Genomic DNA, 25606 nt, shown 5'->3' on the forward strand with positions numbered 1-25606 from the left:
CAGGCCAACAGGTTTGGCTATAGCATCCCGTTTCAATGCAGTTTGCTGTACCATCGCATTGCCAGGCCGCTCCATAAGCTTTGCTGGCGCATCACGCACCCATAACGATAAGATACAAACGGATATAAACGGATATACTTGCCCGAAAGAAAAAAGGAGAAACCATGAGCCATCGCATAACATTAGCCTTAGCCGCGGCAGCCATGCTTGCGGTCATGTGCGGTCCTGCTGCCGCCCAGTCGTTTGAAGGCCGCAAGAAGTGCAGTTCCTGTCACAAGAGCCAGGCTGAATCATGGGGAGACACGGCGCACGCCAAGGCCATGGAATCCCTGAAGCCCAACACCAAGGCCGAGGCCAAGAAGAAGGCCAAGCTTGATCCGGCCAAGGACTACACCAAGGACAAGGACTGCGTGGGCTGTCACGTCGACGGCTGGGGCAAGGAAGGCGGCTACACCGTCGAGGACCCGAGCAAGTTCACAACCGGCGTGGGTTGCGAATCCTGCCATGGTCCCGGCTCCAAGTATCGCGGCATCCACCGCAAGGCCGGGGCGGCGTTTGAGAAGTCGAAGAAGACCGCACCACGCCAGACACTGGCTGACGCCGGCCAGGACTTCAGCTTTGAAGAAAGCTGCAACGCCTGCCACCTGAACTACGAAGGCAGCCCGTGGAAGGGTGCGAAGAAGCCCTACACTCCCTTCACCCCTGCGGTGGACAAGAAATACACCTTCGACTTTGACAAGTACGTCAAGGACACCAAGGCCATGCACGAGCATTACAAACTGGACGGCACCTTCACGGGCGAGCCGAAGTTCAAGTACCATGATGAATTCCAGTCCAAGGCGAAGGTTGGCGAGAAAGGCTCGGAGGACTAATGGCAATAAAGGCGGGCGGTACCCTGCTCACGGGTGCGATACTGGGGATAGTCATGGTGGCGGTGGTATTCGGCGGCGAGGCCGCCGTCTCCACCACGGAATTCTGCACCAGTTGTCATTCCATGACCTATCCTGCGGAGGAGTTGCGAAGCTCATCGCACTATGGGGCACTGGGGGCCAACCCCGGTTGCAAGGACTGCCACATACCGCAGGGGTTCAAGAACTTCCACCTGGCGGTGGCAACCCATGTGGTGGACGGCGCGCGCGAATTGTACATGGAGTTTGCCGAGGACTATTCCACGCTTGAGAAATTCAACGAGCGCAGGCTCATCATGGCGCACGATGCGCGCATGAACCTGAAGAAGTGGGACAGCCGCACCTGCCGCGAATGCCACAAGAACCCGCAGCCCCCCGGAGCGGACGCCAAGGCCGCGCACAAGAAGATGGAGACCGAAGGGGCCACCTGCATCGACTGCCACCAGAACCTGGTGCACAAGGATGCACCGGAGACAGACCTCAACGAGAGCATCAAGCAGGGCAAGATGGTGCTCAAATCCGAAACCAAGGATGAAGATGAGGACGAAGACGAAGACGAAGACGAGGAGGAGGAGTAATCCGGGTGACGGTTTTCGGCCATCGATTATGATTGTGGTGTCACTTCCGCATCAGTTTTTCTGTCGTCGCAGCTACAGTTAAGTCGCCCATATCATTAATACATCTTTGGCTGGATTCGAGCGGCGGGAATCCAGCCAAAGATGTCCCCAATTATTCCCATAATAATAACCGCTTCGCCTGATCCAATAGGCTGTCGGTGATTTTTGGGCTGAATCCAAATCCGTCAACCCTTGAATAAGCCCGAAGCCGGCCGACTTTCCTGTGCTGCATGATGTCACGAAACTGTAATATTTCCATCGTAACATGTAGTGCCCGAGTAACTTCCCTTTTAAAATGCGGTTGCCTGTGACAGCACAGTCCGACGAAATAACTCATCCTAAAAGGCTCGGGTATAGCTATCGCCGTCATCTGGGCGAGCGTTTTATCGAGACCCTGCTGTTCCTCATGGCATTTGTCTCCGTCGCGATCACCATTGCCATCGTGGCAATGTTGGTAAAAGAGTCTTTTGTATTTTTTGAACACGTTCCGCTTTGGGAATTTCTCACCGATACCCAATGGACTCCGCTGTTCGATGATGCGCACTACGGCATACTCCCGCTGATCTCCGGTACCCTGGTAAGTTCCGCCGTGGCGCTTCTGGTTGCCATCCCTCTAGGCACCATCACTGCGATATATCTTTCAGAATTCGCACCCTTTGCAGCGCGTGAAGTCGCCAAGCCATTTCTCGAGTTATTGGGCGGAGTCCCGACTGTTGTATATGGCTATTTCGCATTGTTATTCGTAACGCCCCTGTTGCAAAAGATATTTCCGGAATTGCCCGGCTTCAGCCTTCTTTCAGCCGGGCTGGTGATGGGCATCATGATTATTCCCTATGTCAGTTCCATGGCTGAAGACTCGATGCGCGCAGTTCCGATGCACTTGCGCGAAGGTTCCTACGCAATGGGCGCCACCCGGTTCCAGACAGCCCTCAGGGTAGTGATGCCCGGTGCGTTTTCCGGTATTGCCGCTGCCTATATTCTCGGTATTTCGCGCGCGGTGGGCGAAACGATGGTTGTAGCGATTGCTGCCGGCATGCAGCCCAATCTTACCTGGAACCCGATGGAGCCGGCGGCTACCATCACAGCCTATATCGTACAGGTCAGCCTGGGCGATCTGCCCCATGGCAGTATCGGCTACCAGACTATTTTCGCCGCCGGACTTACATTGCTGCTATTGACACTTACATTCAATATCATTGGGCATGTTCTGCGTAAACGCTACCGTGAAGTGTATTAAAAAATCAGACACGGTCGTAAATACAGTGCACCGATGCTATGAATGAATGCAATACTTCTCCTACTGTGCACCTCTCCCTCTCAGTTTGCCTCATGAGCCGTCTCAGATCTTTTCTGGAAGGCGTCAATGAAAGATAAAGACCTGAGCGAAATACGCTCCATCATTGCGCGCCATAAGCTTTGGGATTTCATCTTCATGATTCTCGGCGTGTTTGTACTAATGATTGCGGTGTTGACATTCATGGCATTATTCTCTCACATGCTTATTGATGGAATGCCGCGCTTGTCCCTCGATTTTTTTACTTCTTTTCCATCACGCCGTCCCGGGTCAGCAGGCATCCTCTCTGCCTGGGTTGGAACAACCCTGGTCATGTTGGTGACCGCTGCGGCGGCCGTACCCATGGGTATTGGAGCGGGGATCTATCTGGAAGAATACGCACCGAAAAACATTATTACCGAGATCATCGAAATCAATGTTACCAATCTTGCCGGCGTTCCCTCCATTATCTACGGTCTGCTGGCGTTAAGCCTCTTTGTACACCAACTCGGATTCGGCCAGAGCATTCTTTCGGCCGGCCTGGCGTTGGCATTATTGATCCTGCCGGTGGTAATCGTGGCCACCCGTGAGGCAATACGTGCCATACCGGTGGTTATCCGGGAAGGAGCCTATGCACTGGGCGCGACCAAGTGGCAAACAGTCTGGGACCATTTACTTCCTTATTCCGCAGCCGGTATTTTAACGGGCGTTATTATTGGCCTGGCTCGCGCTATTGGCGAAACAGCGCCCATCATCACGATTGGAGCGCTGACTTTCATCGCTTTTTTACCGCCATCCCCCATTAAACCGGATTTTCCTTTCATATCGTTCGAATGGTTGATGGCGCCGTTTACGGTGATGCCTATTCAGATGTTCAATTGGGTTTCGCGGCCCGAAGAAGCGTTTCAGATCAATGCCGCAGCGGCAGGATTGGTGCTGGTCGTGATGACCCTCACCATGAACGCGCTCGCCATTTACTTGCGTTATCGCATGCGCAAGAATCTTAAATGGTAGACAATCCCGCGTTTGCTCCCATGGACGAAGATTCCGCTCCCGATATTTCGACAGTCCGGTATAAGTCCGAAGTCCGAAACTTGAGTTTTTATTATGGCGCATTCTCTGCGCTGAAAAACATCAGCATGATGTTGCATGAAAAACAGGTGACCGCATTGATTGGTCCCTCGGGATGCGGTAAGTCCACTTTTCTGCGCTGCTTCAACCGGATGCACGACCTTTACCCCGGCAATCGTTACGTGGGTGAAATCATTCTCCATCCGGACAATGTCAATATTCTTTCTCGCAGTGTGGATCCGATTGAAGTACGGATGCGCATCAGCATGGTATTTCAGAAACCGAATCCTTTCCCGAAATCAATTTATGAAAATGTTGCGTATGGCCTCCGGGTACGAGGTGTGAGGCAGCGTGCCATACTGGACGAGAAAGTGGAGGAAGCGCTGCGCGGCGCGGCACTGTGGGATGAAGTAAAAGATCGCTTAAACCAGTTAGCCTATAATCTTTCCGGTGGACAGCAGCAACGCCTGTGTATCGCAAGAGCGCTGGCAACCGACCCCGAGATCCTGTTGTTCGACGAACCCACTTCTGCGCTTGACCCAATTGCTACAGCCAGCATCGAGGAACTCATCACCGACCTGAAGGACAAGGTTACCATTCTGATCGTTACCCACAATATGCAGCAGGCCGCGCGCGTGTCGGATTACACCGCGTATATGTATCTCGGCGAGCTTATCGAGTTTGATGTCACAGACACGATTTTCATCAAGCCTAAAAATAAACAGACGGAAGATTATATTACCGGACGTTTTGGGTAGTTCTGCATATCTGCCGCTCATGTTTGCGTTGCCGAAGACCGATGACGATATTGTTGGCCGTGATTGACCCCGTATTCATTCACAGGTAACATTCGCAGCTTTAAGTTCAAAGGCGACTCCTTTATGGCCATACGTTCGAAGCTGGTCGCGGGCAACTGGAAAATGCACGGCGGAACGATACAGAATCGGGAGTTGCTGAATGCAATCATTGCCGGGACGGAAGAATTGGGCGAGGGGGGTGTGGCAGTGTTTGTACCTTATCCTTATCTTTCGCAATCCCAGTCGATATTGCAGAAGACGCACGTTTCCTGGGGTGCGCAGAACGTCAGCCAACATGACAAAGGCGCTTATACAGGCGAAGTCTCAGCGGCCATGTTGATGGATTTTGGCTGCCGCTATGTAATTATCGGCCACTCGGAACGGCGCGCGTTGTACGGCGAGGATAGTCGTACCGTGGCGCTCAAGTTCAAGGCCGCTCAGGCAGCGGGCTTGATACCCGTGTTGTGCATAGGAGAAACGCTTGATCAGCGCGAGGCTGTCATTACCGAACAAGTCGTCGCCGAACAGTTGGATACGGTTATCGAACTGGTGGGGATCAACGCGCTTGCCGATTCGGTGCTTGCCTACGAGCCGGTATGGGCTATCGGTACCGGTAAAACCGCTACGCCGGAGCAGGCGCAGGACGTGCATGGATTTATTCGCGATAGAATTGCCGCTAGCAATCCGGAAGTTGCTGCGGAACTGAAAGTTCTTTATGGGGGCAGCGTGAAGGCGAGCAATGCTGCCGAGCTATTTGCCATGCCCGACATTGATGGCGGGCTCATTGGCGGTGCTTCGCTAATTGCCGATGAATTCATCGCAATCTGTAACGCGGCTAGAAACTAATTTATTTTGGAGTAGGCTTTGGAAACAGCTATCTGGATACTACACCTCCTGTCGGCAATTACCGTAATTGTTCTGGTTCTGCTGCAACACGGCAAGGGGGCCGACATGGGCGCCGCCTTTGGCAGCGGTTCATCGGGCAGCCTGTTCGGGGCCAGCGGTTCAGCCAATTTTCTGAGTAGAACAACCGGTGTGCTGGCTGCGGTGTTTTTCATGACCAGCCTTGGGCTTACCTATCTTTCCAGCCATAAGATAGAAGACGGGGGAGTGATGGATAAAGCGGTCCCGGTCGAACCAGCAAAACCGGTGGAGGCGGCACCGGAAGTTCCTGCGGATGGAGGGGCTTCGAAGGCTACGGAAATACCGGAATAAGAAATACCGGAAGCTTAATGATGAGTTAAACTGCTTTAATGATGAGCTGATGGAACAATCGATTGAAGCAGTGTTCTAATATCGATTAAGCTTCAGAACTCGAATTAAGCCGCCGACGTGGTGAAATTGGTAGACACGCCGTCTTGAGGGGGCGGTGGCGAAAGCTGTGCGAGTTCGACTCTCGCCGTCGGCACCACTTGAATGGAATAAGGTGGGGAACCAGGCCGCAATTACATGAATGAAAATATGCCAGGTCCCTAGCTCTATACTTCTGGTTGCATATGCTCGAAAATTATTTTCCCATTTTGTTGTTCATTCTGCTTGGCCTGGCCGTTGGCGCCCTGGCCATGGGGTTCGGCTGGCTGTTTGGCCCCAACCGGCCCGACAGCGAGAAATTATCCCCATACGAGTGCGGTTTCGAGGCGTTCGAAGATGCGCGCATGAAATTCGACGTACGCTATTATCTCGTGGCCATCCTGTTCATCCTGTTCGACCTCGAGATTGCATTCCTGTTTCCATGGGCGGTGGTGTTGAACGAGATTGGCCTTTTCGGTTTTGTCGCAATGATGATTTTTCTTGGCATCCTCGTCGTCGGCTTTATTTACGAATGGACCAAGGGTGCCCTGGAATGGGATTAAGGTCATGAGCACTAACGGTACGATGGAAAAAGGTTTTGTCACCACTAGCCTGGATTCGGTCATCAACTGGGGACGTACCGGGTCCATGTGGCCGATGACTTTTGGTCTCGCATGCTGTGCAGTTGAAATGATGCAGGCGGGTGCGTCGCGTTACGACCTCGACCGTTTCGGCGTGGTATTCCGCCCTAGTCCGCGTCAATCGGACGTCATGATTGTTGCAGGCACCCTGTGCAATAAAATGGCGCCCGCACTGCGCAAAGTCTACGACCAGATGGCCGAGCCGCGTTGGGTGATATCCATGGGTTCCTGTGCCAACGGAGGCGGTTATTATCATTACTCGTACTCTGTCGTGCGCGGCTGTGATCGCATTGTGCCGGTCGATATTTACGTCCCCGGCTGCCCACCCACTGCGGAGGCATTGCTCTACGGGATTATCCAGTTGCAGAACAAAATCCACCGCACCAATACCATCGCCCGTTGAGCCATAAAATGTCGTCGTCCCGCGTGGAAAAGCTCTCCTTTTGCCTTCAGAATGTGTTGGGCGATAAAGTTACCAATGCCACGGAGCAATTGGGCGAACTCACCTTATCGGTGCTTCCCGGTGATTTGCTATGGGCCATGAGGACTCTGCGGGATCATCCCGACCTGGGCTTTGAAATGCTCATCGATTTATGCGGTTTGGATTATTCGGCTTACGGGTCCGAATCTGTCACCGGGAATGATCTGACGGGCAAACGCTTTGCCGTCGTATATCACCTGCTGTCGATCAAACATAACCACCGGTTGCGAATCAAGGGGTTCGTCGACGATGATGAGTTTCCCGTGGTGGATTCAGTGATAGGTATCTGGCCATCTGCCAACTGGTTCGAACGCGAAGCATTCGACCTTTACGGCATCGTTTTTACCGGTCATCCGGACCTGCGCCGTATTCTTACCGACTACGGCTTTATCGGCAGTCCATTTCGCAAGGATTTTCCACTAAGCGGAAATGTCGAGATGCGTTACGACCCTGATCAGCGACGAGTAATTTATCAGCCGGTCAGCATCGAGCCGCGCCAGATCACGCCGCGCGTAATCCGCGAAGAGCATTATGGGGACACTGAATGAAGTCACGGTGGCATAGGCTGCTCAAGCATGGCTGAGATACGTAACTACACCATGAACTTTGGTCCGCAGCATCCGGCTGCGCATGGCGTGTTGCGCCTCGTGCTGGAGCTGGACGGCGAAGTCGTCCAGCGCGCCGACCCGCATATCGGATTGCTACATCGCGCGACCGAAAAATTGGCCGAGTACAAGACTTACATTCAGTCGGTGCCGTACATGGATCGGTTGGACTATGTCTCCATGATGTGTAACGAGCATGCTTATGTAATGGCTATCGAGAAGCTGCTTCAACTCGAGGTGCCGGTGCGTGCGCAATACATTCGCGTGATGTTTGATGAAATCACCCGGATACTCAACCACCTCTTGTGGCTGGGCGCTCACGCTCTGGATGTGGGCGCGATGACGGTATTTCTGTATGCCTTCCGGGACCGGGAAGACCTGATGGATGTTTATGAGGCGGTCTCGGGAGCCAGAATGCATGCCGCCTACTACCGCCCCGGTGGAGTCTATCGAGACCTTCCGGACTCCATGCCGCGATACAAGGCATCGAAAATCCATAATGAAAAAAGCACCAGGGTACTGAATGAAAATCGCAGCGGTTCGCTGCTGGATTTTATCGAAGACTTTACCAACCGGTTTCCTATCTATGTGGACGAGTATGAAACCCTGCTTACCGATAACCGCATCTGGAAACAGCGCCTGGTAGGTATCGGCGTGGTCTCGCCGGAACGTGCCATGGCGCTGGGTTTCACAGGTCCCATGTTGCGGGGTTCCGGGGTGGAGTGGGATTTGCGGAGAAAACAACCTTACGAAGTTTACGATAAGGTAGATTTTGACATACCCGTGGGCGTGAACGGCGATTGCTACGATCGCTACCTGGTCCGGATCGAGGAATTCCGTCAATCCAACCGCATCATCAAACAATGTGTCGACTGGTTGCGGAAGAATCCCGGTCCGGTAATAACCGATAATCACAAGGTGGCGCCGCCCCCGCGAGTTGAGATGAAGCAGAATATGGAAGAGCTGATTCATCATTTCAAGCTTTTTACCGAGGGCTTTCACGTACCGCCTGGCGAAACCTATGCGGCAATCGAGCATCCGAAAGGTGAATTCGGCATCTATCTGGTTTCAGATGGCGCCAATATGCCATACCGCCTGAAAATCCGTGCGCCCGGTTTTGCCCACCTTGCGGCGCTGGATGAAATGTCGCGCGGACATATGATTGCCGACGTTGTTGCCATTATTGGCACCCAGGACATCGTGTTCGGTGAGATAGACAGATGACCTCCCTGAAAGTTAAACAGTTATCAAGATGTTAAGTGCTGAGTCCATAAAAAAAATCGACCGTGAAATTACCAAGTATCCGGCCGATCAAAGGCAATCGGCGGTGATGTCAGCCCTTGCCATTGCCCAGGATGAGAAGGGGTGGCTCGCGACTGAAACAATGGATTTTGTCGCAGGCTATCTCGGAATGCCGCCCATTGCGGTATATGAAGTGGCCACCTTTTATGGCATGTATAATTTGCAGCCGCTGGGCAAATTCAAGATCACTGTCTGTACGAATCTGCCTTGTGCCCTATCCGGCGCAAACGAAGCCGTGGCGCATTTCCGGAAAAAATTGGGTATCGATTTCAACGAGACGACTGCTGACGGTAAATTTACCTTGAAAGAAGGCGAGTGCATGGGGGCGTGCGGTGACGCCCCTGTGCTCCTGGTCAACAACAAACGCATGTGCAGTTTCATGTCCAACGACTCGATCGACCAATTGCTGGAGGAGTTGAGCAAATGACCCAGCCTACACAGGTCCTGCTGGCGGGCGTGAATCCATCGGATCCGGATAATTGGCGGCTCAAAAGTTATGAGCAGCGCGAGGGTTATGCCGCACTGAGAAAAATCCTGAGCGAAAAGATTCCGCCGGAAAAGGTCATCGAGGAAGTAAAAAAATCCGCCTTGCGGGGCCGCGGTGGGGCGGGCTTTCCTACCGGGCTGAAATGGAGTTTCATGCCGAAGCAGTACGAAGGCGACAAGTACCTCGTGTGCAATTCGGACGAAGGCGAGCCCGGCACTTTCAAAGACCGCGATATCATGCGTCATAATCCTCACATCCTCATCGAAGGCATGATGATCGGTGCGTACGCAATGGGCATCAAGACAGGCTACAACTATGTTCATGGTGAAATCTGGGATACGTATGAGCGCATGGAGGAAGCGGTAGACGAAGCACGAGAGGCGGGATTGCTCGGAGACAACATTCTGGGTTCCGATTTCAGTTTCCAGCTATACAACCACCATGGTTACGGTGCCTATATCTGCGGCGAGGAAACCGCGCTGCTGGAATCGCTGGAAGGCAAGAAAGGCCAGCCACGCTTCAAGCCGCCTTTCCCTGCAAGCTTCGGTCTCTATGGCAAGCCCACCACCATCAACAACACCGAAACATTCGCCTCCGTGCCCTGGATCATTCGCCACGGCGGGGACCAATTTCTGCAACTGGGCAAGCCCAACAATGGCGGGACGAAGCTTTTCTCCGTTTCGGGTCATGTGAACAAGCCGGGCAATTACGAGGTGCCACTGGGAACGCCGTTCGCGACATTGCTGGAAATGGCCGGCGGCATGCGGGGAGGGCGAAAACTGAAAGGCTGCATTCCCGGCGGTTCGTCCATGCCCGTACTGCCTGGTGACGTCATGATGCAGACAGACATGGACTATGACTCCATTGCCAAGGCAGGATCGATGCTGGGCTCAGGGGCGGTGATCATCATGGACGACACCACCTGCATGGTGAAAGCGCTGGAGCGGTTATCCTATTTTTATTTTGAAGAGTCATGCGGCCAATGCACACCTTGCCGGGAAGGCACGGGCTGGCTCTACCGGGTAGTGCATCGCATCGAAACCGGCAAGGGGCGTATGGAAGATCTCGATCTGCTCAACAATGTAGCCGACAATATTCAAGGGCGCACCATCTGCGCATTGGGCGACGCAGCTGCCATGCCGGTGCGCGCCATGATCCAGCATTTTCGCGACGAGTTTGCATACCATATCGAGCACAAGAAATGTTTGGTATAGCGCGCGTGGCGAACGGCGTGGGTCAAGCCGATGAGTTCATTTTCCTGTCTGCGTTTGCTCGCTAAGCCGATTCGTCAAGCCGAGAGTATTTATCCATGATCAATTTCGAAATCGACGGTAAACCGGTATCAGTGCCCAAGAACGGCACCGTCATGGACGGCGCCAACCAGCTGGGCATATACATTCCGCATTTCTGCTATCACAAGAAGCTGTCGATCGCCGCCAATTGCCGCATGTGCCTCGTGCAAGTGGAGAAAGCCCCGAAGCCCTTGCCCGCCTGCGCGACGCCCGCCATGGAAGGCATGAAGGTATCCACCCATTCCGGACAGGCGGTAACTGCACAAAAAGGCGTGATGGAATTCCTGCTCATCAATCATCCGCTGGATTGCCCGATTTGCGATCAGGGGGGGGAATGCCAGTTGCAGGACCTGGCGGTGGGCTATGGAGCGAGCTCGTCACGCTATACGGAAGCCAAGCGGGTGGTGGCAAATAAAAATCTGGGTCCGCTGATTTCCACTGACATGACCCGTTGCATCCATTGCACGCGCTGCGTACGCTTCGGCCAGGAAATCGCCGGCATCATGGAGTTGGGGATGGCGGGCCGGGGAGAACATGCCGAGATCCTTTCATTCGTGGGCCGTACGGTGGATTCCGAGTTGTCGGGCAATATGATCGACCTGTGTCCGGTAGGTGCGCTCGTGAGCAAACCCTTCCGTTATTCCGCACGCACCTGGGAGTTGTCACGAAGAAAGTCCGTGAGCCCGCATTGCGGCCTTGGGTCCAATCTGGTGGTTCAGGTGAAACAGAACCGCGTGATGCGGGTGTTGCCACGCGAGAATGAGGCTATCAACGAGTGCTGGTTGTCGGATAAAGACCGGTTTTCCTACGAGGGACTGAACTCGGAAGAGCGCTTGCGCAAACCGATGATAAAACATGGAGGCGAGTGGCAGGAGTGCGATTGGCAGACGGCGCTCGAATTTACCGCTAACGGGTTGAAAGCGGTTAAGGAAAAACATGGCGCACAAAGCATCGGGGCCTTGTGTTCTCCTCACAGCACGCTTGAGGAACTTTATCTCCTGCAAAAATTTATACGGGGATTGGGTAGCGGAAATGTGGATCACCGTCTGCGCCAATCCGATTTCCGGGCGGACGATCACGTGCAGGGCGTTCCCTGGCTGGGGATGGCCATAGCGGATGTTTCCCGGTTGAAGTCGGCGCTGGTCATCGGCAGCACGCTGCGCAAGGATCACCCACTCCTCGCGCAGCGCTTGCGCCAGGTGGTGAAGCAGGGCGCGCAACTGAACCTGATCAATCCAGTCGATGATGATCTGCTGACCAAGGTAGCGAATCGCGCTATTGTCGCGCCCGGCAGCATGGCGGCCATGCTGGCCCAGGTCCTGAAAGCCGCCGCCGAGTCAAAGGAAGTCGAGGTTCCGGACGGCGCAAGGAAAGCGACGAGTACGGTTAGCGTGAGCGATACGGCGCGCGCGATGGCCGCCAGCCTCATCGATAATAAACCTGCTGCTATTTTCCTCGGCAACCTGGCGCAGCATCATCCGCAATACACGGATATTCTCGTGCTGGCGCAGCATCTCGCTCAAATTACCGATGCGCAATTCGGTGTGCTGGGCGAAGCCGCCAACAGCGTCGGTGCTCATATTGCCGGCGCAACTCCTGACCGTGGCGCTCCCGACCGATCGGGAAGCCTCAGTGCCGCGCAAATGCTTGGGATGAGCGCTGCCTCGGCCGATACTGCCGGGGCAGCGGCGCAGCCATGCCAGGCGTACGTCCTCATGAATCTGGAACCGGAACTGGATAGCTACGACCCCGGGCAAGCTACCAAAGCCCTCTCCGCGGCTGAGCTCGTGGTAATGTTGACCTCATACAAAAGCCAGGCTGTCATGCAAGGCAGTTATGCTGATGTATTGCTCCCGATTGCGCCGTTCACCGAAACCTCCGGCACCTTCATCAGTACGGAAGGCCGTGTGCAGACTTTTAACGGCGTGGTCGCGCCCCTCGGCGAAACGCGTCCAGCGTGGAAGGTCGTGCGGGTACTCGGCAATATGCTGCAGCTTGACGGCTTCGACTACGAAACGCCGGATCAGGTGCGCGCGGAGATTCTATCGGCTGCACCTGATGTCAGCTCCCGCCTGAATAACAGTCTTGGCGGCTTTGCCGTTGGAGACACTGGACAGAAGGGCGGTGGAATCCAGCGCATCGGGGAAGTGCCGATCTACCAGGCCGACCCCATCGTTCGCCGCGCCGAGTCGCTGCAGCGCACAAGTGACGCGGCCGCGCCGGTCGCTTGGATGGCAGGCGCCCTCATGGATAAACTCGGGATACAGCACGGGGACAATGTCAGGCTGAAGCAGGGGGAAGGCGAAGCGCAACTGCCCGCGGCCCGGGACGACAAGCTGCCCGTCGATTGCGTGCGCGTTGCTTCGGCACACCCCATGACTGCGGGCCTGGGTGGAATGTTTGGCGAAATCGTGGTGGAAAGATTGTGATGGAAGAAATCAGGGTTATTTGATGGAATACGCACAAGAATTATTCGGCAATTTTTTTGGTCCCGAGTGGGGCCCCGCTCTGTTCGTGGTGACCAAGAACGTGCTGTTGATCGTCGCCATCATATTGCCGTTAATGCTCGCTGTGGCTTATCTCACGTTCGCGGAGCGCAAGATTATTGCTTTCATGCAAATGCGTGTGGGGCCCAACCGCGTCACCTTCTTCGGCATCCCCTGGCTGGGCGGCTGGGGCCAGCCCATCGCCGATGCCGTCAAGGCGGTGATGAAGGAAATCATCATTCCCAGCGGCGCGAATAAATTGCTGTTCGTGCTCGCGCCGATATTGACGTTCGCGCCAGCGCTGGCGGCATGGGCGGTAATACCATTTTCTCCCGAGGTGGTATTGGCGGACATCAACGCCGGTCTGCTTTATATTCTGGCAATGACTTCCATGGGCATTTATGGGGTGATCATCGCCGGTTGGGCATCAAATTCCAAGTATGCTTTTCTCGGCGCGATGCGTTCCGCCGCGCAGGTAGTCTCGTATGAGCTTGCGATGGGCTTTGCCTTGGTGTGCGTGCTGATGATGTCGCAAAGCCTGAATCTCGGGGATATCGTCATGGGCCAGCAGGGGAGCAGTTTCCTCAACTGGTATCTTATTCCATTGTTTCCGATGTTTCTGGTGTACTTCATTTCCGGTGTCGCCGAAACCAACCGCGCACCGTTCGACGTGGCCGAGGGCGAGTCCGAAATCGTCGCCGGCTTCCACGTCGAGTATTCCGGCATGGCCTTTACAGTGTTCTTTCTTGCCGAATATTCAAACATGATCCTGGTGGCAACGCTTGCCAGCATCATATTCCTGGGGGGTTGGCTACCCCCGGTCGACATGGCGCCGTTCACCCTGATTCCCGGTTTTATCTGGCTGGTTTTGAAAATCTCGGGTTTATTGTTTTGTTTTCTCTGGTTCCGCGCCACTTTTCCACGCTACCGCTATGATCAGATCATGCGTCTTGGCTGGAAAGTATTCATCCCGATCACGCTGATCTGGATTGTGGTTATAGGTTTGGTGATGCAGCTTCCATCGCCCGTCCGGGGTGTATTCCCACTCAATTTGTGGTTCCACTGAGACAGGAGAACGCCATGAACCGAATCAAGGATTTTTTCCGTACCTTCCTCTTGTTCGAACTGCTCAAAGGGATGATGCTGACCGGACGATACATGTTTGCACGTAAAATCACCGTGCATTTCCCCGAAGAAAAAACGCCCCAGTCCCCGCGTTTCCGGGGCCTGCACGCGCTGCGCCGCTACCCTAATGGAGAAGAGCGCTGTATTGCCTGCAAGTTGTGCGAAGCGGTATGTCCGGCATTGGCAATCACTATCGAATCGGAGCAGCGAGATGACGGAACGCGCCGTACGACGCGCTACGACATCGACCTGACCAAATGCATATTTTGCGGTTTTTGTGAGGAATCGTGCCCTGTGGATTCCATCGTCGAGACTCGCACCCTCGAATACCACGGAGAAAAACGTGGCGATCTCATTTATACCAAGGAGATGCTGCTGGCGGTAGGGGACCGGTACGAGGAAGAGATAGCAAGGGACAGGGCGGCAGATGCGGGATATCGATGAATCTCGCGGTTAATTACACATCGTGCATTTTTTCCGGATCAGGACTTGGGAATATCAGGGGATTTGCCGCGAGCTACCCGGCGCTCACAAAATGAGTTTGCAAATGAGAGGTTTCGCCGGATTATGCTACCCGGCTTACAGAACGTTGACTTACAGAACTTAGAACTTCTAGAAGTACCCATATGAGTTTTCAGGATATAATCTTCTACTTTTTTTCAGCAGTGCTGGTAGCATCCGCCACGGGCGTCATTACCGCTCGAAATCCGGTACATTCCGCATTACTGTTAGTGCTGGCTTTTTTTACCTCTGCGGGATTATGGCTGCTGCTGGAGGCGGAATTTCTTGCCATCACGCTGGTGCTGGTATACGTGGGAGCGGTGATGGTGTTGTTCCTGTTCGTGGTGATGATGCTGGATATCAACCTCGATCGCCTCCGTGAAGGGTTCTGGAAATGGGCTCCCTTTGGCGCATTGCTCGCGTTGCTGATGTCGGCCGAGATGGCAATGGTGCTGATGGGAGAGCAGTTCGCCGCCGATGAACTGCCGGCTCCCCCATCCCGAGCCGCCGATTACAGCAATACCAAAGAGCTTGGGCGCCTGATCTATACCGAATATGTTTACGCATTCGAGCTAGCGGCGGTCATTCTGCTTGTGGCGATGGTAGCCGCCATTGCGCTGACTTTGCGGCGCCGTACCGGTAACAAGGCGATGGATGTCGCGAAGCAAGTAGCGGTAAAACGCGAGGATCGGATTCGAATGGTTACGATGCCCTCGGAAAAGAAAGAATAAGAAACAGTTGCGTGGCTGTATTTTGATGTTGTCGTGAAAGAGGGCGTAGCTTGGTCTCGTTATCCCATTACCTGGTTCTCGGTGCGATTCTGTTCGCCATCAGCATTGTCGGGATCTTTCTCAACAGGAAAAATGTGATCATCCTGTTGATGGCGATCGAACTGATGCTGCTGGCGGTAAACATGAATTTTGTCGCCTTCTCATATTACCTGCAGGATACAGCGGGACAGATTTTCGTGTTTTTCATTCTTACCGTAGCCGCGGCAGAATCCGCTATTGGCCTGGCGATATTGGTGGTGTTGTTTCGCAGCTTGCGCACCATCGATGTGGACGACCTGGATAAACTTAAAGGGTAGCTTTCTTGAGTGAAAAACCCTTGTCATGCCAGGATCAGGTATCGGTGATTCAAAAAACAAAAACTGAATTTCATGACTGAGATGCAAAAATTATATCTGTTGGCGCCATTGGCGCCATTGGCAGGAGCGCTTATCGCCGGGCTGTTCGGGCGCGTGATCGGTCCGGCCTGGAGCCATCGCATCACCATTGCCCTCATGCTCGTATGCGTGGCTGCGTCCGTCGCCGTGTTTCTGGATGTATTGAAGGGGAACATCTTTAACGGCAGCGTTTATACCTGGATGACCTCGGGCGATACCCGTTTCGAGGTTGGGTTTCTGATCGATCAACTCTCCGCCACCATGATGGTCGTGGTGAGCTTTGTTTCCTTGATGGTGCATATCTACACCATAGGCTATATGCACGAGGATCCCGGTTATCAACGTTTTTTCAGTTATATCTCACTGTTCACCTTCTCGATGCTGATGCTGGTGATGTCCAATAATTTTCTCCAGCTTTTCTTTGGCTGGGAGGCGGTGGGGCTGGTGTCCTATCTGCTCATCGGGTTCTGGTATACGCGCCCCACGGCAATTTATGCCAACCTGAAAGCCTTTCTGGTCAATCGTGTCGGCGATTTCGGGTTTCTCCTCGGTATCGGCCTCGTATTGATGTATTTCGGTACCCTGGATTACGCTGCAGTATTTGCCCAGGCTCCACAGATGGCGACACAAGCAATCGAAATCATTCCTGGATCGCAGTGGGAGCTATTAACCCCAATCTGTATTTTGCTCTTCGTCGGCGCGATGGGAAAATCCGCACAATTTCCCTTGCATGTATGGCTACCCGATTCGATGGAAGGCCCGACACCCATTTCCGCGCTGATTCATGCCGCTACCATGGTAACGGCAGGTATCTTCATGGTGGCGCGGATGTCTCCGTTGTTCGAGCTGACCGAAACGGCGCTATCGTTCATGCTGGTGATCGGCGGCATCACGACGCTATTCATGGCGCTGGTGGCAATCGTGCAGAACGATATCAAGCGCGTGGTCGCGTATTCAACCCTGTCACAACTGGGCTATATGACAATAGCGCTCGGCGCGTCGGCTTATTCAGCCGGTATTTTTCACCTCATGACTCATGCCTTTTTCAAGGCAGTGCTATTTCTCGGTGCGGGGTCCGTAATCATCGCGATGCACCATGAGCAGGATATGCGGAAAATGGGCGGGCTCAAGAAATATATGCCCATTACCTACTGGACCATGTTCATTGCCGCGCTGGCGAGCGCTGGCGTACCCGGTTTCTCTGGTTTCTTCTCCAAGGAGTCAATTATTGAAGCCGTACACTTCGCCAACATTCCAGGCGCCGGTTTTGCCTACTTCTGTGCGGTAACAACCGTGTTCATCACGGCGTTTTATACCTTCCGCCTGCTGTTCATGACGTTCCACGGCAAACCGCGAATGGATCATCACACCGAAGAACATCTGCATGAATCGCCCTGGATGGTGACGCTGCCGCTGATTGCCCTGGCAATACCTTCCATCGGCGCGGGCTGGCTTATCGAACCTATGCTGTTTGGTGATTATTTTGGCAGCGCCATACAAATCATGTCTCAGCATGAGGCAATGGAAAAAATGTCAGCGGAATTTTCTGGCATATTGGGCATGATGACGCATGCGTTATCTACCCTGCCGTTCTGGCTTTCCATAGCGGGAATATTCACCGCCTGGTATTTGTACATGGTGAAAACCGATTTGCCGGGAAAGATAAAGCAGGCTGCCGGTCCGTTTTCCACGCTGCTTGACCGTAAATATTTCATCGACGAATTCTATTCCTGGCTTTTTGCTGGCGGTGCGCGTGCCCTCGGCAGGGGATTGTGGAAATTCGGCGATGTAAAAGTGATTGACGGATTCTTCGTTAACGGCACAGCACGAATGGTGGCTGCAACCGCCATGCTGGTGCGCCGCTTCCAGTCCGGCTATATCTATCATTATGCCTTCACCATGATAGTTGGCGTGTTCATATTAATGAGTCTGTGGTTATACGGGCCTTGAAACGATAAAAAACAGTAAGAGATTAAATATTATTGCGGCCCAAAGCCTCCTGTAAGCCCCTGTAAGCTCCTGTGCCTGGCAACGCGCTAATGAATAAAATGGAATGAACATGTTGTTTGGCCTTCCCCTGTTAAGTCTGGTTATCTGGCTGCCTATCGTAGCCGGTATTGGCGTGCTCGCTACTGGCGGGGATCGTAATGCCCAAATGGCAAGATGGATTGCACTCGTGGGGTCGGTAGCGGGTTTGCTGGTGGCAATACCGCTTCTCACCCAGTTCGATCCGCTGGAAAACGCCATGCAGTTCGTGGAGCATAGTCCATGGATCGAGCGCTTCAACATTCATTATCATCTTGGCGTCGATGGCATCGCCATGCCGCTTATTCTGCTTAACTGTTTCATTACGCCGCTGGTGGTAATCGCGGGCTGGGAAGTAATAAGCAAGCGCGTGTCTCAATATATGGGCGCATTTCTTATCATGTCGGGCATCGTCAATGGCGTGTTCGCAGCGCTCGATGCGATTTTGTTCTACGTCTTCTGGGAAGCCTCGCTGATTCCGATGTTCCTCATCATAGGCGTCTGGGGCGGGCCCAACCGCGTGTATGCGGCAATCAAGTTTTTTCTTTACACGCTCCTTGGTTCGCTGCTGATGCTCGTGGCATTCATTTACCTGTATCAGGTTTCTGGCGGCAGTTTCTCGATTCTCGATTATCATAAACTGCCATTGCCGCTGTCCCCGCAAATTCTGATATTTATTGCTTTCCTGTTGGCGTTTGCGGTGAAGGTACCGATGTGGCCGGTTCACACCTGGCTGCCGGACGCCCACGTGGAAGCGCCCACCGGGGGGTCGGTAGTGCTGGCGGCAATATTGCTGAAGCTGGGCGGTTACGGTTTCCTCCGTTTTTCACTGCCGATTGTTCCGGATGCCAGCCACTATCTGTCGGACATGATGATCGCATTGTCGCTGATTGCAGTCGTCTATATTGCCGTTGTTGCACTGGTCCAACCGGACATGAAAAAACTCATTGCGTATTCATCGGTTTCCCACATGGGATTTGCCACGCTTGGTTTTTTCCTGTTCAACGCCTACGGGATGGAAGGCGCGATGGTGCAAATGATCTCCCACGGATTTATTTCCGCTGCAATGTTTCTTTGCGTGGGCGTCATGTATGACAGGCTTCATTCCCGCCAGATCGCCGACTATGGCGGGCTGGCAGCCAGAATGCCGGTGTTTGCCGCTTTCTTCATGCTGTTTGCCATGGCGAATTCGGGATTGCCTGGCACCAGTGGGTTCGTGGGTGAATTCATGGTCATCATGGCTTCGGTCAAGGTGAACTTCTGGTATGGCTTCCTTGCAGCTACCACGCTTATAACCGGAGCATCCTACACACTGTGGATGTACAAGCGGGTGGTGTTCGGCGCGGTGGTCCATCCAGCCGTCACGGAAATGAAGGATATTAACGGACGCGAGATTCTGATAATGGCGATTCTGGCAGTGGCGGTACTGGCTATGGGCCTGTATCCGCTACCATTGCTGGAAATCATGCACACGACCGTGGACGATCTGCTGTCGCACGTTGCCCGCAGCAAATTGTGAAGAACGAGATGAGCCCTGCCTGTCCGAGGATGATAAATGAATTTTACGCAGCCTGATCTCGCCCCCGCCTATCCGGAAATTTTTCTTCTGGTCATGGTATGCGTGGTGTTGCTGGCCGATATCGCATGGGGAGAAAAAAAACCTAACATCGCTTATTTACTGGCGCAAGTCGCGTTGTCAGGTTGCGCGCTGATCACTTTCGGCACGGCCGCGCCAGACGTCGTTTATACGTTCTCCGGCATGTTCGTGGACGACGCCATGGCGGATATACTCAAGATGCTGGTTTATATCAGCGTCGCTACGGTGCTGGTGTACTCCCGAACCTATATCTCTGTACGTGGCATGCTCGGCGGTGAATTCTTCGGTTTGGCGCTGTTTGCCACGCTGGGAATGATGGTGATGATCTCCGCCAGCCATTTCATGACGCTCTACCTGGGATTGGAACTCCTGTCGCTATCGCTTTACGCCATGGTAGCGCTGAGACGCTCGGTTGAGGCAACCGAGGCGGCAATAAAATTTTTTGTCCTGGGCGCACTGTCTTCCGGTTTCCTGCTGTATGGCATGTCCATGGTTTATGGCGCCACCGGCACGCTTGATATCACTCAAGTTACGGGAATAATTCAAAGCGGCGCAATTAATCATGCAGTACTGGTTGTAGGACTGGTATTCATCGTTGCCGGCATCAGTTTCAAGTTGTATGTGGCGCCATTTCATATGTGGGCGCCTGATGTCTACCAGGGGGCGCCCACCGCGGTCGTACTGTTTGTCGGCACAGCACCCAACCTGGCGGGATTTGGCTTCATCATGCGTTTGCTGGTGGAAGGAATGGGAGTAATGTCGGCGGACTGGCAGGGAATGCTTATTATCCTGGCGGTAGCGTCCATGCTGATTGGCAATCTGGCTGCTATCGCTCAAACAAACATCAAGCGCATGCTTGCCTATTCCACCATCTCGCACATGGGTTTCATGTTACTTGGCATTATCGGCGCGGATGGGAATGGCTACACTGCGGCTATGTTCTACATCCTGATCTACGTATTGATGGCACTGGGTACATTCGGAATTATCATTCTCTTGTCCCGGGAAGGATTTGAGGCTGAAAAGCTTGACGACTTCAAAGGACTAAACCAGCGCAGTCCGTGGTATGCATTCATCACATTGCTGCTGATGTTCTCCATGGCTGGCATTCCACCTACAGTGGGCATTTATGCCAAGCTTTCCGTATTGCAGGCGGTGTTGAGCGCTGGCCACGTGTGGCTGGCGGTTGTCGCCGTATTATTTTCGCTGATAGGCGCATTTTATTACCTGCGCATCGTCAAACTCATGTATTTCGACGAGCCTGAAACCAATGCGCTTATACTGCCGCAGGGTGATGTCAAAATATTGCTGAGCGCGAACGGCTTGGCGGTGCTCGCGTTCGGATTTTTTCCTCAGGTGCTGATTGGGCTGTGTGCTTACGCAATACAGCAGTCGATCTAAATATCAAGGTCGAGTCCACCAGCCTTCTGTTCAACCCGTTGAGCTAAACAGACGAGCCGGTTTCGGAATACCACACTTCAGGCAGGCCATCCCCCTGACCCTCCGCGTCGTCAGGTCCCTATTGGGGGAAGCATCATGAAGAAAAGTGCCAGGGTTGCAGCGTTGCTCTTGCTGGCCCTGGCCGCCTATCTGAGCTTGTCGCCGGTGCCAGTGCGGCCGGTAAGCTGGGAAGCGCCAGCCGCACCGGGCTACGTCGGCGTTCACGCGCCCAACAAACGGTTGAGCAGCCTGCAGATGATTCCGTTGGGAGCCGAAGAAGGGCCGGAACACATCGTCCTTGCCCGCGATGGCAAGCTTTACGCAGCCATGGCTAGCGGCAACATCATGCGCATGAACCCCGATGGTTCGGCGCAGGAGATATTCGCCAATACCGGGGGTCGGGTGCTGGGCTTCGATTTCGACGCCGCCGGTTATTTGATCGCCGCCGACGCCATTAAGGGCCTGCTGTCGATCAGCCCCGACCGCAGGATCACCGTCCTGGCCGACAAGGTGGGTGGTGACCCGATCCGCTATGCCGATGCCGTCGTTGTGGCAGGCAACGGCAAGATCTACTTCAGCGATGCCTCGGCGCGCTTCGCGCCTTCCCAGTGGGGCGGCACTTTCGAGGCTAGCGTGCTCGACATCATAGAGCAGTCTGCGACCGGGCGCATCCTCGAGTATGATCCGGCCAGCAAAGCCACGCGTATCGTGGCGAAGGGCTTGAGCTTTGCCAACGGCGTAGCGCTAAGCCGCAACGAGCAGACCTTGTTCGTCAACGAAACCGGAAAATACCGCGTGTGGAAGATCGACGTTGCTGCCACCAACCTCGACGTAACCGGAGGCGCGCCGCAGGCTTCGGTCCTCTTCGATAACCTGCCGGGCTATCCGGATAACCTGATGCGCGGACTGGATGGGAAGATCTGGCTTGGTTTTGCCAAGCCGCGCACGCCAGCCGCCGACTGGATGGCGGACAAGCCTTTCCTGCGTCAGCTCGCACTGCGACTGCCGCGTGCGCTGTGGCCGATCCCCAAGACGTACGGCCACGTAATGGCCTTCACGGAGGACGGCAAAGTGGTTGCCGACCTGCAGGATCCTTCCGGGGTCTATCCCGAGACGACTGGTATCACCGAAACCGCAGACAGACTCTATGTGCAGAGTCTCCACGCCAGGGGCCTGGGTTGGCTGCGGCAAATGGCTCCCTAGAGCAACTTGCTCGCGACTCCTCACGGTTTCTTATAGCTGATGCGGTAAATCACACCGGCAAAGTCGTCAGAAACGAGCAGCGCGCCGTCGGGCATGACCAGCACATCCACCGGTCTACCCCAGTTGTTTTCCTTCTCCAGCCAGCCTTCAGCAAATACCTCCTGTTTTACGGCTTTATTGTTCTTTATCCGTATGAGATTGAGGCGGTAGCCGATTTTATTACGGCGATTCCATGAGCCGTGTTCCGCGATAAAAATATTGTTGCGGTATTCCGCGGGGAACATTTTTCCGGTATAGAAGCGCATCCCCAGGACGCCAACATGTGGGTCGAGTTTGGCCACTGGTGGAATAACCTTGCTGCAATCTCGCTTTGCACCGAATTTTGGGTCTGGTATATCGCCTCCGTGGCAATAGGGGTAGCCGAAGTGCATATCTTTTTTCGGGGCGCGGTTCAGTTCATCCGGCGGTATATTGTCACCCATCCAGTCGCGGCCATTATCAGTGAACCATAATTCCTTTGTTTCGGGATGCCAGTCGAAACCGACCGAATTGCGCACTCCTCTTGCGAATACCTCGTAATTGCTACCGTCCGGCTTGATACGGGAGATCAGCGCAAAGGTCTCCGGATCAACTTCACAGGCATTGCAGGGCGCGCCAACCGCGACGTATAACAAGTCATCGGGGCCGAAACCGATATATTTGCCGCCGTGGTGTTTTTCGTTGGGATAACTAGTGGTTATCACAAGAGGTTTACCTGGCTTATCGAGTTTTTCTTCGATGCCATCGAAGCGCAGAATGCGGTCGATTGCGGAGACATAAAGGGCGCCGTCCCGGAATGCCACCCCCAGAGGGAGATTAAGGCCGTCCGCTATTGTCTTGACCTGACGTTCTCCGCCTGTTTCCGTGACCGCGTAAACCTTGCCTTCCGACGCTGAGCCCGCGAATACGGTGCCATTCTTTCCCAGTGCAAGTCCCCGTGCGTTAGGCACCTTCGCCCATACATCGATGGAAAATCCCGCGGGCAACTTGATCTTGTCGAGCGGCAACTCGATATGCTGGTCTTTTGCGGCAACAGGCAAGACCCAACAAAGCGCACCAAGGGTTATAAAATGGATGAAAGTGTTCACGATTGACATAGATCAGGCTCCGGGTTATAGGGACTTCCATGAAATACGAACGGATAATGAAACAGCAAGGCGCTTATTGATGTTGGACAGCTTGAAAATTTCCAGGGCGCCCTCATTATCCTAATGCATTTTTTTGTTTTGTTTTGGAGAGGAAAAATATGGAAGCCACAGCTACAAAAGAACATCTGAGTTTTCAGACTGAAGTAAAACAGTTGCTCAAGCTGATGATTCATTCCTTGTATAGTAACAAGGAAATTTTTTTACGCGAACTGATTTCCAACGCATCGGACGCGGCCGATAAGCTACGCTTCGAGGGATTAACCGATGGTGCCCTGTATGAGTCCGATTCAGAGCTGAAAATTCGGGTCAGCTATGATGCCGCTGAGCGTACCATTACCGTTGCCGATAACGGTATCGGCATGTCGCGGCAAGAGGTGATAGACCACATAGGCACCATCGCCAAATCCGGTACTCGGGAATTCTTCAGTTCCTTGACCGGTGACCAGGCGAAGGATGCACACCTGATCGGCCAGTTCGGCGTCGGCTTTTATTCAGCATTTATCGTTTCCGACAAGGTGACGCTTATTACCCGCCGTGCCGGCCTTAGGCCCGAGCATGGCGTTCGCTGGGAATCCGGTGGCGAAGGCGATTATACGCTGGAGACAGTGGAGAAAACAGATCGCGGTACCCAGGTTATCCTGCACCTGCGCGAAGGCGAGGATGATTTACTCAATGGCTGGCGGTTGCGCTCCATCATTCGCAAGTATTCCGACCATATCACCCTTCCCATTTTGATGAAAAAAGAGGAGTGGTCTCAGGAAAAAAACGAAAATACAATTACTGACGAAGACGAGACCGTCAACCAGGCAAGCGCGCTATGGGCGCGTCCAAAAAGCGAGATCACGCCCGAGCAATACAACGAATTCTACAAGCATGTAGCGCATGATTTCGAGCCGCCCCTGGCCTATGTTCACGCCAGGGTAGAGGGCAAGCAGGAATATACCCAGTTGCTCTACATTCCGTCGCGCGCCCCTTTTGATTTGTATGATCGCGAGTCCCGCCATGGCATCAAGCTTTATGTCCGGCGGATTTTCATAATGGACGACGCAAAGCAGCTGCTGCCAAATTATTTGCGTTTCGTGCGCGGCGTGATCGATTCCAATGATTTGCCGCTGAACGTTTCGCGCGAGATATTGCAGGAATCCAAAGATATTGAAGCAATACGCGCGGGAGCGGTGAAAAAAGTATTGGGATTGCTCGAAGATCTTGCTCAAGGCCAGCATGAGGAACAGCAAGACCAGCAAGACCAGCAAGACCAGCAAGACCGGGAAGGCCAGGAAGATGAAGACAAGAAAGGGGAGGGGACGAAATTCGAGACCTTCTGGAAGGAGTTCGGACAGGTTATCAAGGAGGGTATTGGAGAAGACTACGCCAACCGTGAACGCATCGCCAAGCTGCTGCGCTTCGTCTCCACACACGCCGACACAGACGAGCAAACCGTATCGTTGAGCGACTATCTGGCCCGCATGAAAGAGGGGCAGGAAAAAATTTACTATGTCACCGCCGACAGCCTCAAGGCAGCCCGAAACAGTCCGCACCTGGAGGTGTTCCGCAAGAAAGGCATCGAAGTTTTATTACTGTCGGAGCGTGTGGACGAGTGGCTGGTTGCAAATTTGACGGAGTTCGAGGGCAAGCAACTGCAATCGGTCGCCAAAGGCAGCCTTGACCTCGGCAAACTCGAGGACGAGGCGGAGAAGAAAGAGCAGGAGAAGGAAGCTGATGAATACAAGGAGCTTACCGAGAAAATAAAGGGCATTCTCGGCGAACAGGTAAAGGATGTGCGCGTGACCTTGCGGTTGACCGAATCTCCTGCTTGCCTTGTTGCGGATAGCCACGACATGAGCGGGAATCTGGAGCGGCTGCTGAAGTCCGCGGGGCAGAAGGTGGGCCATACCAAGCCTATCCTGGAAATCAATCCCTATCACCCCATGATACAGCGCTTGAAATCGGAAGAGGCCCACTTCACTGACTGGAGCCATATCCTGTTCGACCAGGCCTTGCTGGCTGAAGGCGGCCAGCTTGATGACCCGGCAAGTTTCGTAAAGCGCATCAATGAACTGTTTCTAAGCACCGCCGATGAGGAATAAGGTTTGAGAACGTAGAGGAGATCTGG

24 protein-coding genes and 1 tRNA gene are annotated in these 25606 nt (G+C 53.8%); 24 read left to right on the plus strand and 1 reads right to left on the minus strand.

The window, feature by feature from the left end:
• The first annotated feature begins 164 nt into the window (after window positions 1–164).
• The 23 genes from cycA (at window position 165) to BMZ14_RS01355 (ending at window position 22306) form a co-directional block, all read left to right on the plus strand.
• Window positions 165–872, plus strand: coding sequence for a cytochrome c-550 CycA (cycA, locus tag BMZ14_RS01245; RefSeq protein WP_074793792.1), 708 nt, complete (start codon window positions 165–167; stop codon window positions 870–872).
• On the plus strand, window positions 872–1486 hold the full coding sequence (locus tag BMZ14_RS01250; protein WP_074793794.1) for a NapC/NirT family cytochrome c: 615 nt from the start codon (window positions 872–874) through the stop codon (window positions 1484–1486). Before cycA ends, BMZ14_RS01250 begins: the two co-directional genes overlap by 1 nt.
• 334 nt (window positions 1487–1820) lie before the next feature.
• Window positions 1821–2762, plus strand: coding sequence for a phosphate ABC transporter permease subunit PstC (pstC, locus tag BMZ14_RS01255; protein WP_074793796.1), 942 nt, complete (start codon window positions 1821–1823; stop codon window positions 2760–2762).
• 126 nt (window positions 2763–2888) lie between these two features.
• Complete coding sequence (gene pstA / locus BMZ14_RS01260; RefSeq protein WP_074793798.1) at window positions 2889–3812, plus strand: phosphate ABC transporter permease PstA; 924 nt, start codon at window positions 2889–2891, stop codon at window positions 3810–3812.
• A gap of 20 nt (window positions 3813–3832) precedes the next feature.
• Complete coding sequence (gene pstB / locus BMZ14_RS01265) at window positions 3833–4627, plus strand: phosphate ABC transporter ATP-binding protein PstB (RefSeq protein WP_074795417.1); 795 nt, start codon at window positions 3833–3835, stop codon at window positions 4625–4627.
• A gap of 129 nt (window positions 4628–4756) precedes the next feature.
• A complete protein-coding gene (gene tpiA / locus BMZ14_RS01270) occupies window positions 4757–5512 on the plus strand; it encodes a triose-phosphate isomerase (protein WP_074795419.1) in 756 nt (251 codons plus the stop codon).
• An 18-nt stretch (window positions 5513–5530) separates the two neighbouring features.
• On the plus strand, window positions 5531–5881 hold the full coding sequence (gene secG, locus BMZ14_RS01275; protein WP_074793800.1) for a preprotein translocase subunit SecG: 351 nt from the start codon (window positions 5531–5533) through the stop codon (window positions 5879–5881).
• Window positions 5882–5992: 111 nt separating this feature from the next.
• Window positions 5993–6077, plus strand: a tRNA-Leu gene (locus BMZ14_RS01280).
• A gap of 85 nt (window positions 6078–6162) precedes the next feature.
• Entirely contained in the window at window positions 6163–6519 is a 357-nt protein-coding gene (locus BMZ14_RS01285; protein ID WP_074795421.1) for an NADH-quinone oxidoreductase subunit A, read from the plus strand.
• Between the two features lie 4 nt (window positions 6520–6523).
• Window positions 6524–7000, plus strand: coding sequence for a NuoB/complex I 20 kDa subunit family protein (locus tag BMZ14_RS01290; protein WP_074793802.1), 477 nt, complete (start codon window positions 6524–6526; stop codon window positions 6998–7000).
• 8 nt (window positions 7001–7008) lie between these two features.
• Complete coding sequence (locus BMZ14_RS01295) at window positions 7009–7626, plus strand: NADH-quinone oxidoreductase subunit C (RefSeq protein ID WP_074793804.1); 618 nt, start codon at window positions 7009–7011, stop codon at window positions 7624–7626.
• A 27-nt stretch (window positions 7627–7653) separates the two neighbouring features.
• Complete coding sequence (locus BMZ14_RS01300) at window positions 7654–8907, plus strand: NADH-quinone oxidoreductase subunit D (RefSeq protein ID WP_074793806.1); 1254 nt, start codon at window positions 7654–7656, stop codon at window positions 8905–8907.
• Window positions 8908–8935: 28 nt separating this feature from the next.
• Complete coding sequence (nuoE, locus tag BMZ14_RS01305) at window positions 8936–9412, plus strand: NADH-quinone oxidoreductase subunit NuoE (protein WP_074793808.1); 477 nt, start codon at window positions 8936–8938, stop codon at window positions 9410–9412.
• Window positions 9409–10686 (plus strand): NADH-quinone oxidoreductase subunit NuoF, encoded by a 1278-nt coding sequence (nuoF, locus tag BMZ14_RS01310; protein WP_074793810.1) that lies wholly within the window; start codon window positions 9409–9411, stop codon window positions 10684–10686. The genes nuoE and nuoF overlap by 4 nt, the downstream gene beginning before the upstream one ends.
• Before the next feature lie 95 nt (window positions 10687–10781).
• Window positions 10782–13193, plus strand: coding sequence for an NADH-quinone oxidoreductase subunit NuoG (gene nuoG / locus BMZ14_RS01315; RefSeq protein ID WP_074793812.1), 2412 nt, complete (start codon window positions 10782–10784; stop codon window positions 13191–13193).
• A 22-nt stretch (window positions 13194–13215) separates the two neighbouring features.
• Window positions 13216–14316 carry an NADH-quinone oxidoreductase subunit NuoH gene (nuoH, locus tag BMZ14_RS01320; RefSeq protein WP_074793814.1) on the plus strand — a complete coding sequence of 367 codons (1101 nt, stop codon included), beginning with the start codon at window positions 13216–13218 and terminating at the stop codon, window positions 14314–14316.
• Window positions 14317–14330: 14 nt separating this feature from the next.
• The gene (nuoI, locus tag BMZ14_RS01325; RefSeq protein WP_074793816.1) at window positions 14331–14819 is read left to right on the plus strand and encodes an NADH-quinone oxidoreductase subunit NuoI; all 489 of its coding nucleotides are present in this window, start codon (window positions 14331–14333) and stop codon (window positions 14817–14819) included.
• A gap of 182 nt (window positions 14820–15001) precedes the next feature.
• A complete protein-coding gene (locus BMZ14_RS01330; RefSeq protein ID WP_074793818.1) occupies window positions 15002–15607 on the plus strand; it encodes an NADH-quinone oxidoreductase subunit J in 606 nt (201 codons plus the stop codon).
• A 50-nt stretch (window positions 15608–15657) separates the two neighbouring features.
• A complete protein-coding gene (gene nuoK, locus BMZ14_RS01335) occupies window positions 15658–15963 on the plus strand; it encodes an NADH-quinone oxidoreductase subunit NuoK (RefSeq protein ID WP_074793820.1) in 306 nt (101 codons plus the stop codon).
• A gap of 72 nt (window positions 15964–16035) precedes the next feature.
• Entirely contained in the window at window positions 16036–17991 is a 1956-nt protein-coding gene (gene nuoL / locus BMZ14_RS01340) for an NADH-quinone oxidoreductase subunit L (RefSeq protein WP_074793822.1), read from the plus strand.
• A gap of 109 nt (window positions 17992–18100) precedes the next feature.
• Window positions 18101–19585 (plus strand): NADH-quinone oxidoreductase subunit M, encoded by a 1485-nt coding sequence (locus BMZ14_RS01345; protein ID WP_074795423.1) that lies wholly within the window; start codon window positions 18101–18103, stop codon window positions 19583–19585.
• 36 nt (window positions 19586–19621) lie between these two features.
• Window positions 19622–21064, plus strand: coding sequence for an NADH-quinone oxidoreductase subunit NuoN (gene nuoN, locus BMZ14_RS01350; protein WP_074793824.1), 1443 nt, complete (start codon window positions 19622–19624; stop codon window positions 21062–21064).
• A 135-nt stretch (window positions 21065–21199) separates the two neighbouring features.
• Window positions 21200–22306, plus strand: a complete 1107-nt coding sequence (locus tag BMZ14_RS01355) for an SMP-30/gluconolactonase/LRE family protein (RefSeq protein ID WP_074793826.1) — start codon at window positions 21200–21202, stop codon at window positions 22304–22306.
• Window positions 22307–22326: 20 nt separating this feature from the next.
• Here the strand turns inward: BMZ14_RS01355 and BMZ14_RS01360 are convergent, their stop codons facing one another.
• Window positions 22327–23442, minus strand: coding sequence for a PQQ-dependent sugar dehydrogenase (locus BMZ14_RS01360; protein WP_074793828.1), 1116 nt, complete (start codon window positions 23440–23442; stop codon window positions 22327–22329).
• A 149-nt stretch (window positions 23443–23591) separates the two neighbouring features.
• Between BMZ14_RS01360 and htpG the strand changes: the two genes are divergently transcribed.
• Entirely contained in the window at window positions 23592–25580 is a 1989-nt protein-coding gene (htpG, locus tag BMZ14_RS01365) for a molecular chaperone HtpG (protein ID WP_074793830.1), read from the plus strand.
• Window positions 25581–25606 lie beyond the last annotated feature (26 nt).

Source organism: Nitrosospira briensis, assembly GCF_900115125.1.
Lineage (GTDB): Bacteria > Pseudomonadota > Gammaproteobacteria > Burkholderiales > Nitrosomonadaceae > Nitrosospira > Nitrosospira briensis_A.

Bases quoted from the DNA above. Each gene is read 5' to 3' on its own strand.
- BMZ14_RS01295 (WP_074793804.1), top strand. From the start codon at position 7,009: ATGTCGTCGTCCCGCGTGGAAAAGCTCTCCTTTTGCCTTCAGAATGTG.
- nuoN (WP_074793824.1), top strand. From the start codon at position 19,622: ATGAATTTTACGCAGCCTGATCTCGCCCCCGCCTATCCGGAAATTTTT.
- BMZ14_RS01290 (WP_074793802.1), top strand. From the start codon at position 6,524: ATGAGCACTAACGGTACGATGGAAAAAGGTTTTGTCACCACTAGCCTG.
- BMZ14_RS01355 (WP_074793826.1), top strand. From the start codon at position 21,200: ATGAAGAAAAGTGCCAGGGTTGCAGCGTTGCTCTTGCTGGCCCTGGCC.
- BMZ14_RS01345 (WP_074795423.1), top strand. From the start codon at position 18,101: ATGTTGTTTGGCCTTCCCCTGTTAAGTCTGGTTATCTGGCTGCCTATC.
- pstC (WP_074793796.1), top strand. From the start codon at position 1,821: ATGCGGTTGCCTGTGACAGCACAGTCCGACGAAATAACTCATCCTAAA.
- nuoI (WP_074793816.1), top strand. From the start codon at position 14,331: ATGAACCGAATCAAGGATTTTTTCCGTACCTTCCTCTTGTTCGAACTG.
- htpG (WP_074793830.1), top strand. From the start codon at position 23,592: ATGGAAGCCACAGCTACAAAAGAACATCTGAGTTTTCAGACTGAAGTA.
- nuoL (WP_074793822.1), top strand. From the start codon at position 16,036: ATGACTGAGATGCAAAAATTATATCTGTTGGCGCCATTGGCGCCATTG.
- BMZ14_RS01300 (WP_074793806.1), top strand. From the start codon at position 7,654: ATGGCTGAGATACGTAACTACACCATGAACTTTGGTCCGCAGCATCCG.
- nuoG (WP_074793812.1), top strand. From the start codon at position 10,782: ATGATCAATTTCGAAATCGACGGTAAACCGGTATCAGTGCCCAAGAAC.
- BMZ14_RS01250 (WP_074793794.1), top strand. From the start codon at position 872: ATGGCAATAAAGGCGGGCGGTACCCTGCTCACGGGTGCGATACTGGGG.
- nuoF (WP_074793810.1), top strand. From the start codon at position 9,409: ATGACCCAGCCTACACAGGTCCTGCTGGCGGGCGTGAATCCATCGGAT.
- BMZ14_RS01360 (WP_074793828.1), bottom strand. From the start codon at position 23,442: ATGTCAATCGTGAACACTTTCATCCATTTTATAACCCTTGGTGCGCTT.
- cycA (WP_074793792.1), top strand. From the start codon at position 165: ATGAGCCATCGCATAACATTAGCCTTAGCCGCGGCAGCCATGCTTGCG.
- pstA (WP_074793798.1), top strand. From the start codon at position 2,889: ATGAAAGATAAAGACCTGAGCGAAATACGCTCCATCATTGCGCGCCAT.
- pstB (WP_074795417.1), top strand. From the start codon at position 3,833: ATGGACGAAGATTCCGCTCCCGATATTTCGACAGTCCGGTATAAGTCC.
- nuoE (WP_074793808.1), top strand. From the start codon at position 8,936: ATGTTAAGTGCTGAGTCCATAAAAAAAATCGACCGTGAAATTACCAAG.
- nuoH (WP_074793814.1), top strand. From the start codon at position 13,216: ATGGAATACGCACAAGAATTATTCGGCAATTTTTTTGGTCCCGAGTGG.
- BMZ14_RS01285 (WP_074795421.1), top strand. From the start codon at position 6,163: ATGCTCGAAAATTATTTTCCCATTTTGTTGTTCATTCTGCTTGGCCTG.
- BMZ14_RS01330 (WP_074793818.1), top strand. From the start codon at position 15,002: ATGAGTTTTCAGGATATAATCTTCTACTTTTTTTCAGCAGTGCTGGTA.